Source organism: Streptomyces exfoliatus (assembly GCF_000725545.1).
In the GTDB taxonomy this organism is placed as follows: domain Bacteria; phylum Actinomycetota; class Actinomycetes; order Streptomycetales; family Streptomycetaceae; genus Streptomyces; species Streptomyces exfoliatus.
Genome location: NZ_JNZP01000018.1, coordinates 227,385 through 240,092, shown reverse-complemented (window position 1 = coordinate 240,092; position 12,708 = coordinate 227,385). Strand labels below are relative to the sequence as shown.

Here is a 12,708-nt window from a genome sequence, read left to right as displayed (position 1 = left end):
ATCTGACATCCTGGATCCAGCTTCCAGGATCCGGCTGTCGGCCACCGGACATCGGATACCGAATCCAGCTCCCACCCCTACGGATTCCGCCTCTCCGCCTCCAGCCGCAGCGCCTCCGCCATCACCGCCCGGGCGATCGGCGCCGCGCTGCCGCCCCCGCTGATGTCCGTACGGGAGGCCTCGGCGTCCTCGATGACCACGGCGACGGCGACGGCCGGCTGGGCCGTGTTGTCGGCCTGGGCCCAGGCGATGAACCAGGCGTACGGGGTGCCGGTGTTGCCGAAGCCGTGCTGCGCGGTGCCGGTCTTGCCTCCGACCCGGGCGCCGGGGATCGCCGCGTTGGAGCCCGTGCCTTCTTCCACGGCCTTCACCATCAGGCGCTGGAGCTGGAGGGCGGTCGAGGGGTTCATCGCCTGCCGGTAGCTGCGGCGGCCGGTGCGGTCGACCGTGGTGCCGCCGGAGGTGGTCGTGCGGTCGACGAGGTACGGCTGGGCGATCTCCCCGTTGTTGGCGACGGCCGCCGCCACCATGGCCATCTGGAGCGGGGTCGCCGTCGTGTCGAACTGCCCGATCGACGAGAGCGCGAGCTGGTCCGGGCTCATCTCCCGGTCGAAGTTGGACTTCGCGACCCAGGAGGGGACCCGGAGCCCGGTGTCGTTGAAGCCGAAGCGTTCCACGGCGTCGACCATGCCCGTCAGGCCGACCTTCACCCCGAGCCCGGCCATCACGGTGTTGCAGGACCACTGGATCGCGTACCCGAGGGACGCGTCCGCGCACCCCCGCGCCTCGTTCGGCAGCACCTGCCGGGTGCCGGGCAGGACGAACGGGTCGGGCGTGTCCGTCGGCGCGTCCACGTCCCGTACCGCCCCCGCGTCCAGGGCCGCCGCGGCCGTCACGATCTTGAACGTGGAGCCCGGCGGGTACGTCTGCCGCAGCGCGCGGTTCAGCATCGGCTGGTTCGGCGAGGTGTTCAGCCGCTTCCAGGCGTCCTTGACCCCCCGGCCCGTACCGGAGAGGACGCCCGGGTCGTACGAGGGCGAGCTGACGAGCGCCAGGATCCGGCCGCTGTACGGCTCGACCGCCACGACCGCCCCGCGCTTCCCGGCGAGTCCCCGGTAGGCCGCCTCCTGCATCGGGGACCGGATCGTCGTGACGACGTCACCGCCCGCCTGCCGGCCCCGTGTGAGGTCGTTCCAGAGCGGCAGCGGCGCCAGCATCGGTTCGGTGCCGGCCAGGACCGCGTCCTCGGCGTGCTCGACGAGGGTCGTGCCGTAGGTCTGCGAGGAGTAGCCGGTCAGCGGTGCGTACAACGGCCCCTGGCGGTAGGTGCGTTCCCAGCGCAGCTGCTGCCCGCTGTCCCGGGAGCCGGTCACCGGCTTTCCGTCGACGACGATCTCGCCGCGCGGCTGCGCGTACCGGTTGATGGCGATCCGCCGGTTGGCCGGGTTGTCGTCGAGGGACTCTGCCTCGAAGAGCATCACGCGCGCGGAGTTGACGAGGAGGGCCACGAGCAGGACGAGACAGAGCGCGGCGGCCCGCCGGGCGTACCGGATCACGAGGCGCCGCCCTTCCGCGTGGCGTAGGGCCGGATCACGAGGCGCCGCCCTTCCGCGTGGCGTACGGCCGGGTCACGCGGCGCCCTCCTTCACCGGGGCGAGCGTCCCGGTGTCGGCGGAGTCGGGCTGCGGGGCGCGCGCCGAGTCGCTGACGCGGATGAGCAGCGCCACGATCACCCAGTTGGTGACCACCGAAGAACCTCCCTGGGCGAGGAACGGCATGGCCATGCCCGTCAGCGGGATGAGCCCCATCACCCCGCCCGCGATGACGAAGACCTGGAGCGCCACGATCGACGCGAGCCCGATGGCGAGGAGCCGCCCGAAGGGGTCGCGCAGCGACAGGCCGGCGCGGTACCCCCGGGCGACGAGCAGCGCGTACAGCAGGAAGAGCGCCGTCAGGCCGACGAGCCCCAGTTCCTCGCCCGCCGTGGCCAGGATGAAGTCGGACTTGACGGCGAAGCCGATGAGGACGGAATGGCCGAGTCCGAGCCCGCTGCCGAGCATGCCCCCGGCGGCGAAGGAGAACAGCGACTGCGCCAGCTGCCCCGGCCCCTCGCCGGCCCGGATGGAGGCGTACGGGTCGAGCCAGTCCTGCACCCTGCTGTGGACGTGGGGTTCGAGCGAGCCGACGAGGAAGGCTCCGGCGGAGGCGAGGACGAGACCGACGGCGATCCAGCCGATCCGGCCGGTGGCCACGTACAGCATGATCACGAAGAGCCCGAAGAAGAGCAGTGAGGTGCCGAGGTCCCGTTCCAGGACCAGTACGCCGACGCTGAGCAGCCAGATGGCGACGATCGGCCCGAGCACCCGCCCGGCCGGGAACTGGAACTTCCAGATCCGGCGGCCGGTGTACGCGAGCGCGTTGCGGTTGGCGGCGAGGTAGGCGGCGAAGAAGACGGCGAGCAGGATCTTGGCGAACTCGCCCGGCTGGAAGGAGAGGCCGCCGATCCGGATCCAGATCCTGGCGCCGTTCACGGCGGGGAAGAAGATCGGCAGGATCATCAGCCCGAGCGCGGCGGCCACGGACACATACGCGTAGCCCTGAAGGACGCGATGGTCGCGCAGCAGCAGCACGACCACGATGAAGAGCGCGACCCCGAGCGTCGACCACACCAGCTGCGTCGCCGCCGCGTGGTCGTGGGGCGTCTCCAGGTCGAGGCGGTAGATGAGCACCAGGCCGAGTCCGTTGAGCAGGACCGCGATCGGCAGCAGCAGCGGATCGGCGTACGGGGCGCGGAACCGGACCGCGAGATGGGCGACGAGCGCGAGCAGGCCGAGCCCGGCCCCGTAGCGGGCGGCGTCCGGAGGTACGGCGCCGCTGCGGGCGAGGCCGACCTCGGCGTAGCCGTAGACGGAGATGAGGACGGCGCAGACGAGGAGGGAGAGTTCCACGCCGCGGCGCTTCGGGATGCGTACCCCGGGAGGGGGAGCGTCCGTGCGCGGTGCGGTCATGGCCGCAACGTAGCAAGCGGTATGCCCTATGTCCCTTTTGTGTGACGGTGTGCCGTCCGCTCAGTCGGCCGACCCGTCCTCTTCGAGAGGTACGTACGCGGGAAGCCGCAGCCGGGCGACGGCGCCCCCTCCTTCCGCGTCGGCGAACACGAGCTCGGCGCCGATCACCTCGGCCTGCCCCGCGGCGATCGTCAACCCCAGGCCATGTCCCTTGCCCCCGCCCTCGGTCCGAAAGCGCTGTGGTCCCGTCTCGATCAGATAGCGGGGATACCCACTCCCGTGGTCCCGCACGGACACCACGGACCCGTCGACGGTGACGACCACCGGCGGGGCCCCATGCTTGTGGGCGTTGGCCACGAGATTGCCGAGGACCCGCTCGAGCCGCCGCCGGTCCGTCTCCACCATGGCGTCCCGCGCGACCCGCACCTCGGTCTCCGTGCCCGAGACCCGAACCACCCGCTCGACAAGCTCACCGAGCGGGTGCACGGCCAGATCCACGGTCTCGTTGCCTGCGTCGAGCCGCGAGATCTCCAGAAGATCCTCGGTCAGCCCCCGCATGGCCCGCACCCGGTCCCGCACGAGCTCCGAAGGACGCCCCTCCGGCAGCAGCTCGGCGGCGGCCGAAAGCCCGGTCAACGGCGTGCGCAGCTCATGGGCCACATCGGCGGTGAACCGCTGCTCGCTCTGCAGCTTGCGCTGCAGTGAGGAGGCCATGGTGTCGAGCGCCCCCGAGACCGTCGCCACCTCGTCCTGCGGGCGCGAGGGGTCCCTGGTCCGGGGATCGTCCACGCGCGCGTCGAGATCACCGGCGCTGATCCGGCGGGCCACCTGGGCCGTCAGGTGCAGCCGGCGGGTGACCCTGGTGACGGCGAAGGCGCCCACCAGCAGCGTCGCCCCGATCGCGAGGACGGAGGAGCCGAGGATCGAACGGTCGAGCGCGTCGATCGTCTCGGCGCTCTGGGTGTAGTCGACGCGTACGGCGAGGGCGCGCCCGTCGGCGGGCCCCGCCGCCCACATCGTCGGCCGGCCCTCGTGGTCACCGACCACCGTGCCCCGCTCGCCCCGGACGGCGAGCGCCCGCAAGGACGCCGGAAGCCCCACCGGATCGATCCCGGAGAACCGGGGGATCGGTTCGCCCGACTCGTACAGCCGAGTGACCTCGTCAAGCCGCGCGAGCGCCTTCTCCCGGGAGTCGTCGACCGTCTGCCCGGCCACGGAGACGTGCACCAGAACACCGAGCAGAGCCGCGAGGGCGCAACACATCACTCCGATGAAGACGGCGGCCTTCCACGTGAGGGTCGCGGTCCAGGCGGGCAGCCGGGGCGCCCTCACGGGCCGGTCTCGACGGGCGAGGGGATGCCCGTGGGCGTCGGACCGACAAGACGGGGAACGGCCCCGGCCGAGGGCCTCACCCGCACGATCTCGTCCCGGGTGGGCAGCATGCTGTGCTGCTGCTCGTCCCAGGACCACGCGGTGCGGTACTCGTACCCGGGGATGCCGGCCGAAGCGACCCGCATGATCAGATCCCGCCCTGCCAACTCGACGCTGACGACCTGGTCGACGGTGGACATGATCCGGGTGAGCCCACCGTTCTCGGCGAGGTAGACCCGGATCCCGACCTGCTGCTCGGGCATGCGGATCCCCACGATCAGCTCGTCCCGCCCGTTGCCGGTGAGATCCCGGTAGTACGGCCGCATGACGGGACAGCCGGCGGGCGCGCTGCCGCACGCCGCAATGGCGCGAGCGGTCTCCTCGTACATCCCGTCGGGACCGCTGTACACGCCGGGCCGGGCCCGCACCTCGGCGCGGACGACCGCCACGGCATCGACCGAACGGACGTCGTCGCCGGAGACCCTGAGGCCGGGTACGCGCGAGGTGTCCGACTCCCCGTAGTCGAACGGAGGATCGGTGGCGGGCGGAAGATCGGGCCAGAGCCGTACGGGCCCCACGGCGGCAGGAGTGGCACCGGCACTCTCGAGGGCACCCTCACCACACCCCGCGACGAGCAGCAGACCACAGACGGCGACAAACACCCGACGAGGCTTCTCCACAGGGAGACCTTATTCGGAGGAAAGCCCCTTTTGCTCGCCGCTGGAAGGGCAAGCCGCAGACGACCGAGGGCGGGAGTGGGGGACGTGGAGGGGGTCGCGTTCGGGACGTAAAGCGCGATTTGTGGCGCATGAGAAACGGCTACAACGACAGGCCGGAAGCGCCGTAAATCATGCAGTCCCGAACGCGACCCCCGGAACGGCCCCCACGCAGGCCCACCGGCCAGGCGCAAGGCCCACCGGCCAGGCGCACCCCCCCAGCGCACGCCCGCCACCTCTAGAAGACCCCGAGCTCCATCCGGGCCAACGCGGCCCGGCACAAGGTCAGCAGCTTCTCGTCGAGGTGGACGTCATGACTCCCCGAGGCGCCCTCGCGGGCGTTGTGCCGCCGCCGACGGGTCAGCTCCGTGAGGACCACGAGCTGCGCGGACGCCGCCGCGGGCCCCATCTCCGCCAGACATTCGGCGACGTCCACGCGCGCGTGCCGGTTCTCCTCCCAGGCGCCCAGCAGCACGGGCAGGGCCGCCGCCGTGTCCCCGGACACCCGCCACAGGGCCGCGGCGCTGCGGACCCGCACCCACAGGTCCCGCGAGGCAAGCCCGGGCCGGAGGGCGGGGGCGGCCGCGCCGGCGGCCGGGCCGATCTCGCCGAGGGCCTGGGCCGCGGCGCACCGGTCGGCGCCCGAGACGCCCGGCCGCAGCCACCGTTCCAGGGCCGGCAGGACCTCCGCCAGGTCGCCCTCGGCCGCCCACAGCGCACGTGCCGCAGCGGTGGCGACGGCGGCCGATTCGGAGGCCATGAGTCTTCGCATGTCGGGTACGGCCTCCCGGGCGGCGGGCCCGAAGGCCGCCAGGGTCCGCAGGGCGGCCTCGCGCACCCCGTCGCGCCGGTTGGGCGGCGCCCCGCGCAGGACCCGCAGGACCTCCGGCAGGGCCTGGCCGCCGCGTACGGCCCCGAGGGCGAACAGCAGGGGCGCGGCCCGGTCGTGGAGCCGCTCGTCGAGCTCGACCTCGGAGAGCCGGCGACGCAGCAGCGGGGCGAGCATGGCGGCGGAGGGCCCGAGCCCGTCCGTGGCGTACAGCAGCTCCCGCCGCACCTCGCCCTCCTCCAGGGCGCGCGCGAGCAGCGGAACGGCACGGGCGTCCCCCGCGCGGGCCAGCGCGAGGAGCGCCCCGTCCCGCCCGGACCGCCCGACACCCCCACGCGCACCGGCACCACCGGGCCGACGGGAATCCCCGAACCCGCGCCCAGACCCAGCCCCAGCCCCGGCGCCGAGGCGCGCGACGAGCGCGTCCGCGGCGGGCGCGCCCAGCTCGAAGAGCCGCTCGAGGAAGGAGGCGGCGGCCTCGCGGAGCCGCGGCTCGGGGTCCTGGAGCTGCGCGCCGACGAGCCGGACGACTTCCTCGTACCGCCCGCGCCAGATCCGTATCAACCCGCCGCACAGCCAGATCGCGTCGGAGCGCTGCCCCCAGTCGGGGCTGCGCAGCTGCGCGAGGATGAGGGCGATGCGGTCGTCGACCCGGTCGTCGAGGGCGGTGTGCAGGGTGCGCAGCAGCTCCTCGGTCCAGGGCGCGGGACGCCCGGCGGCGTGTTCCTCCAGGAGCTCCCGGAACTGTCCGATCAGCGTCGAGGTGGCCGGCCGCTCCGGTGTCGCGGGCTCGGGCCGGTGCGCGGTGGTCCTGATCTCCTCCAGGAGCCCGGTCACGCGGGGCACGACGTCGTCGGGGATGTCGCCGGGGGCGCACCGGGCCCGCTGGGCGAGGGCGGCGAGGCGGAGCCCGGGGTCCTGGGCGGCGCGGGCGAGCCAGCCGAGCCAGTCGACGGTCTCGGTGCGCAGCGAGGCGTGCCGCAGGGCGATGCGCCCGACGGCGGCGACGAGGGCGAGCCGTACCTCGGTGTCCCGCTCGACGGTGAGCCGCTCCCGCAGGAGGGTCAGGACGCGGGCGGGCTCGGGGTGGAGGGAGGCGAGGGCGCAGGGCGCGGTGAGCCGTACCTCCGGGTCGCGGTCGGAGACGAGCCCGAGGAAGACGTCGGCGCCTGCGGCGATGGCGGCGGCGGCCATCGCGTAGTTGGCGGCGGGGATGAACTCCTCGTCGTCGGCGCCGAGTTCGTCCAGTTCGTCGTCGTCGTCGAGTTCGATCCCGCCGATGCTGGTGAGCAGTTCGACGATGCAGCCGCGGTCCTGGACGGCGGGGTCGGCGACGAGTTCGAGGAGGAAGGGGATGCAGGCGAGGGTGGAGTCGTAGACGTCGCCCTGGTGGTGCACGGCCCCGTACATGCCGTCGAGGGCGGTCTCCCGCTCCGCGGGGTCGGCGGAGGCGAGTCCGCGGAGCAGCTCTGGCACGTCGTCCGCGGGGCCGTACGCGTGCCCCAATGAGGCCCAGTCGACCTCCTCGATCCCCGTCAGCATGTACCAGGCCGCCTTCCCCGTGAGCGCTGTACCAGGCAGCAAGTGTGCACCACGGGAGGGGTGACGAGGCGGTAGCGGCGACACCGGCCGCGCGGGAGGCTTCCGTTGCGTTCTCTTTGCGCCATGTACGGTACGCAGCAGGGTAGTTGCTCTGCGTATACGACCCGATGACGGTTCCGCGCGGTATCGCCGGAGGGTGGTTCACCCTTCGCCCCGTACGCGCACGAAGGTCGGGTTCTCCTGCCGCTGCCGCCCCGCGATCTGCCGGAGTTCGACGGGTACCGGGGGGTCGACCCACCGTACGGGCCCGTGTTCCGGCTCCTGGACGAGCGGCCCCGCGCGGTCGCCCACGACGGCGCCGACCTCGCGCGACTGGGCGGGGGTGAGCCGGGGCGAGGTGGTCACGGTGCGGCCGTCGGGGAGCCGTACGACCAGGGTCCGGGGCCGGTCGGCGGGGCCGAGGACGCCGAGGAGGACGCCGTCGCTGGTGTCCGCGTGCCGGATCTTCCGCCAGGCCCAGGTGGGCCCGGCGCGGTAGGGCGAGCCGAGGAGCTTCGCGACGATCCCCTCGACGCCCGCTTCCCGCAGGTCGTGGAACCAGCTGCGCGCGGTCTCCTCGTCGAGGGTGGCCAGGACGCGCTGGATCGGCGGCCGGGCCTCCCGCAGGGCCGTTCCGAGCAGCTCCCACCGGTCGCGGAGCGGCAGGCTCCGTACGTCCCGGCCGGGGACGGCGAGGAGGTCGAAGGCGATGTACGAGACAGGGACCCCGGCCCGTACCCGGTCGGGGTGCGAGCGCAGCAGGTCGGTGAAGCTGAGCCGCCCCTCCCGGTAGGCGCAGAGCTCCCCGTCGAGGACGATCCCGGGCGGCAGCTGGTCGCGCAGGTGGGCGGCGATGTCGGGGAACTCGGGGGCGAGGTCGCGGCGGGAGCGGGACTGGAGGACGACCCGCCCGTCGGCGAGGACGAAGGCGAGCGCGCGGAACCCGTCCAGCTTGAGCGAGTACTGCAGCTCCCGGGGCGGCTGGGCCTGGACGGGGATCTCGTCGGCGGGCCGCGGCCGCATGACGTCGACGGGCGGGAACAGCACGACGGCCGCGGGGCCCGGGGCGCCCGAGCCGCCGGCGCCCCCCGAGCCCCCGGCACCACCCGGGCCATCGGCGTCCCTCACGGCAGCCTCCCCGCCCGTTCGGGTGCGAAAAGGGGCGCCAGGAGGTCCCCGTACCGCTCAAGACGTGGCGTGATGTCGTCCATCAGGAGGACGAGGGCCTCCGGGGTCGCGGTGCGGTGGGCCCCGTCCTCCACCTCCTCCCAGGTGACGGGGGCGGAGACGGCGGGCCGGGCCCGGGCCCGCAGGGTGTAGGGGGTGGCGGTGGTCTTGGCGGCGGCGTTCTGGCTGTGGTCGACGAAGACCTTCCCGGGCCGCAGCGCCTTGGCCATCCGGTGCACGACCAGCTTGGGCAGTGCCGCCTCCGCCTCGACGGCGAGCTGCCTCGCGTACGCAGAGACCTGCGCGGACGGGGTCGGCACCACGGGTACGAGCAGGTGCAGGCCCTTGGACCCGGAGGTCTTGGCGAAGGCCTGGAGACCGTCGGCGGCGAGCCGCTCGCGCAGGTGCAGCGCGACCCGGCAGCACTCGACGACCGTCGCGGGCGGCCCGGGGTCGAGGTCGAGGACGAGACGGTCGGCGACGGCGGGGGAGGAGGTCCGCCACTGGGGCGTGTGGAACTCCACGACGAGGTTCGCCGCCCACATCAGGGAGGCCAGGTCCTGGATCACCACCTGCCGGGCGCCGGGGTCCTCGGAGCGGGGGACGGGGGTGGTCGTCACCCAGGCGGGTGTGCCGGGCGGCGGATTCTTCGTGAAGAAGAGCTGCCCGTCGGGACCGTCCGGATAGCGGAGGAAGGACACGGGCCGGTCCCGCAGATGCGGCAGGATCGCGGCCCCGACGGTCGCGTAGTAGTGGAGCACCTCCCCCTTGGTGGTGCCGGTGACCGGGTGGAGCACCTTGTGCAGGTTGCTGAGCGCCAGGCGCCGTCCGTCCACCTCTGTGAGGGGCGTCATACGATGAGAATCCCACGTTTTCGGATGATTCGGCTCGAAAGGGAAGAACCGTGAGATCCATCTGGAACGGTGCCATATCCTTCGGCCTGGTCAGCATCCCGATCAAGCTCGTGAACGCCACGGAGAGCCGGTCCGTCTCCTTCCGTCAGATCCACACCGAGGACGGCGGCCGCGTCCGCTACAAGAAGGTGTGCGAGGTCGACGGCGAGGAGCTCTCGGCGGCGGAGATCGGCAAGGCGTACGAGGACGCGGACGGGAGCATGATCCCGATCACCGACGAGGACCTGGCCGCCCTGCCGCTGCCCACGGCGAAGACGATCGAGATCGTGTCCTTCGTGCCAGCCGGTGAGATCGATCCGCTCCAGATGGACGCCGCGTACTACCTCTCGGCGAACGGCGTACCCGCCGCCAAGCCGTACACGCTGCTCCGCGAGGCGCTCAAGCGCAGCGACAAGGTGGCCGTGGCCAAGTTCGCGCTCAGGGGGCGGGAGCGCCTCGGCATGCTCAGGGTCGTGGACGACGTGATCGCGATGCACGGCCTGCTCTGGCCGGACGAGATCCGCGCCCCGGAAGGGGTGGCCCCGGAGACCCCGGTCGCCGTACGTGAGGCCGAACTCGACCTGGCGGACGCCCTGATGGCCACGCTCGGAGAGGTCGACATCGGCACCCTGCACGACGACTACCGCGCCGCGGTCGAGGAGATGATCGCGGCGAAGGCGGAGGGCGGCGAGGGTGTCGCGGCGCCGGAGCCGGGAGAGCCGGCCGGTGGCCAGGTCATCGACCTGATGGCGGCCCTGGAGAGCAGTGTCAGGGCGGCGAAGGAGGCGCGTGGCGAGGGGGACGCCGTGGTGACGGAGTTCAAGCCGCGCGGGACGCCGAAGGAGACGGGCGGCAAGAAGTCCACGTCGAGGGCGCCCACGAAGGAGACGGCGGCCCCGGCCCGCAAGTCGACGTCGAAGGCCACGGGCGGGACGGCGAGGAAGACGGCGACGAAGGTCACCGCGAAGAGCACGGCGAAGACGGCAGCGAAGAAGACGGCGGCGAAGGAGGAGCCGAAGGCCGCGGCGAAGAAGACGGCGGCGAAGAAGGCCGCCCCGGCCAAGAAGGCGACGCCGCGCAAGCGCACGGCCTGAAACACCACCAGCCACCGCTCCCCACCCACACACGCGCACCCGCACCCGCACCCGCACACGAAGCCCCCCGGCCCTCCCTCCGGGGGGCTTTCCACTGCCCGCTTCCGGGCAAATGTCGCCCCTGCCCCCGCCCAACACCCCGCATACCGAACACACTTCACTGTCCTTCGGACAACACATGGTCAAATTCTTGTTGCAGACCTGTCAAACGGGCTGATTCGCTGGCACGCTCTCACCCGCGCCACCACCCCCCCCACAATCCCCACGCTTTTCAGCGAAGGAGCCCGCGTGACCCGCCAGCAGTCCTCGCACCGCCGCACCGCCACCACCGCCGCCGCCCTGATCGCATCGGCCGCGATGGTCGTCGTCGGAGTCCAGACCGGATCCGCCAGCGCCGACGTCCAGCGCGAGGCCGGCGCCACCGCGCTCGTGCTCACCGGCTCCGAGCGCGCCGCCGCCGTCCAGGAGGCGCAGTCCGGAGCGGCCGCGACGGCCAGGGCCATCGGCCTCTCCGGCCAGGAGAAGCTCGTCGTCAGGGACGTCGTCAAGGACGCCGACGGCACCGTCCACACGCGCTACGAGCGCACGTACGAGGGCCTGCCCGTCCTCGGTGGCGACCTCGTCGTCCACCAGAAGAAGAACGGCTCGCGCGCCACGACGAAGGCGACCGAGGCCCGTATATCGGTGGCGAGCACGACCGCGAAGGTCACCGCCGCGACCGCGGGCAAGGCCGCCGCGGCCTCCTCCGACGCGAGGTCCGCCGCCCCGGCCTCGTCCCGCAAGGTGATCTGGGCGGCCACCGGCAAGCCGGCCCTCGCCTGGGAGACGACCGTCACGGGCGTCCAGGCCGACGGCACCCCGAGCGAGCGCCACGTCATCACCGACGCCGCCACGGGCAAGGAGCTGTACGCGTACGAGGCGATCGAGACGGGCACCGGTCACACCCAGTACGCGGGCACGGTCACGCTCGGCACGGCCCCCTCGTACAGCCTCACGGACACGGCCCGCGGCGGCCACAAGACGTACGACCTGAAGGGCGCCACCAGCGGTACCGGCACCCTCTTCACCAACAGCACCGACACCTGGGGCAACGGCCTGGCGACGAACCGCGAGACCGCCGCCGCGGACGCCCACTACGGCGCGGCCCTCACCTGGGACTTCTACAAGAACGAGCTGGGCCGCAACGGCATCCGCGGCGACGGCGTCGCCGCCTACTCCCGCGTCCACTACGGCAACGCGTACGTCAACGCCTTCTGGTCCGACTCCTGCTTCTGCATGACGTACGGCGACGGCGCGGGCAACGCCAAGCCGCTGACGTCCATCGACGTGGCCGGCCACGAGATGACCCACGGCCTGACCGCCGCCACCGCCAACCTGCGCTACAGCAAGGAGTCGGGCGGCCTCAACGAAGCCACCTCGGACATCCTCGGCACCTCGGTCGAGTTCTACGCGGCCAACGCCTCGGACGTCGGCGACTACCTCGTCGGCGAGAAGATCGACATCCGCGGCAACGGCACCCCGCTCCGCTACATGGACAAGCCGAGCCGCGACGGCAACTCCGCCGACTACTGGTCCAGCAGCCTCGGCCGCCTCGACGTCCACTACTCCTCGGGCCCGGCCAACCACTTCTTCTACCTGCTGGCCGAGGGCAGCGGCGCCAAGACGCTCAACGGCGTCTCCTACAACTCCCCGACCTTCGACGGCTCCACCGTCACGGGCATCGGCCGCGCCGCCGCCTACAAGATCTGGTACAAGGCCCTCTCCACCTACATGACCTCCTCCACCAACTACGCCGGCGCCCGCGTGGCCACCCTCTCGGCCGCCGCCGACCTCTACGGCGCGGGCAGCCCTGAGCACACCGCCGTGGCCGCGGCCTGGACGGCGATCAACGTCAAGTAACCACCCTCACCGTCCAGGGGTCGCCCGGCGCGAACGCGCCGGGCGACCCCTTCTGTTCGCCGGGGCAGCCGGCGTCAACCTCGCGACACACGAGCGCCGCCTCGGCCGGGGGACGCCCGAGCGCCGGGGAACGAGGAGAGCGAACGACGG

9 protein-coding genes are annotated in these 12,708 nt (G+C 72.7%); 2 read left to right on the top strand and 7 right to left on the bottom strand.

Annotated elements, in window-relative coordinates:
• Positions 1-77 precede the first annotated feature (77 nt).
• From IO20_RS0122730 to ligD, 7 genes are all read right to left on the bottom strand, one after another.
• A complete protein-coding gene (locus IO20_RS0122730) occupies positions 78-1,556 on the bottom strand; it encodes a penicillin-binding transpeptidase domain-containing protein (protein WP_030553489.1) in 1,479 nt (492 codons plus the stop codon).
• Positions 1,557-1,628: 72 nt separating this feature from the next.
• Positions 1,629-3,008: an FtsW/RodA/SpoVE family cell cycle protein gene (locus IO20_RS0122725; RefSeq protein ID WP_030553490.1), complete on the bottom strand. Its 1,380-nt coding sequence runs from the start codon at positions 3,006-3,008 to the stop codon at positions 1,629-1,631.
• 60 nt (positions 3,009-3,068) lie between these two features.
• On the bottom strand, positions 3,069-4,340 hold the full coding sequence (locus tag IO20_RS0122720) for a sensor histidine kinase (RefSeq protein WP_030553491.1): 1,272 nt from the start codon (positions 4,338-4,340) through the stop codon (positions 3,069-3,071).
• Positions 4,337-5,059, bottom strand: a complete 723-nt coding sequence (locus tag IO20_RS0122715) for a hypothetical protein (RefSeq protein WP_051874631.1) — start codon at positions 5,057-5,059, stop codon at positions 4,337-4,339. The genes IO20_RS0122720 and IO20_RS0122715 overlap by 4 nt, the downstream gene beginning before the upstream one ends.
• 274 nt (positions 5,060-5,333) lie before the next feature.
• Entirely contained in the window at positions 5,334-7,466 is a 2,133-nt protein-coding gene (locus tag IO20_RS0122710; protein ID WP_030553495.1) for a hypothetical protein, read from the bottom strand.
• Between the two features lie 201 nt (positions 7,467-7,667).
• Positions 7,668-8,633, bottom strand: a complete 966-nt coding sequence (locus tag IO20_RS0122705) for an ATP-dependent DNA ligase (RefSeq protein ID WP_245685009.1) — start codon at positions 8,631-8,633, stop codon at positions 7,668-7,670.
• On the bottom strand, positions 8,630-9,526 hold the full coding sequence (ligD, locus tag IO20_RS0122700; RefSeq protein WP_030553499.1) for a non-homologous end-joining DNA ligase: 897 nt from the start codon (positions 9,524-9,526) through the stop codon (positions 8,630-8,632). Before ligD ends, IO20_RS0122705 begins: the two co-directional genes overlap by 4 nt.
• Before the next feature lie 50 nt (positions 9,527-9,576).
• Here ligD and ku point away from each other — a divergent pair, with 50 nt between their 5' ends.
• Positions 9,577-10,659: a non-homologous end joining protein Ku gene (ku, locus tag IO20_RS0122695; RefSeq protein ID WP_030553500.1), complete on the top strand. Its 1,083-nt coding sequence runs from the start codon at positions 9,577-9,579 to the stop codon at positions 10,657-10,659.
• Between the two features lie 288 nt (positions 10,660-10,947).
• Entirely contained in the window at positions 10,948-12,558 is a 1,611-nt protein-coding gene (locus tag IO20_RS0122690; RefSeq protein WP_030553502.1) for a M4 family metallopeptidase, read from the top strand.
• The last annotated feature ends 150 nt before the right edge of the window (positions 12,559-12,708 follow it).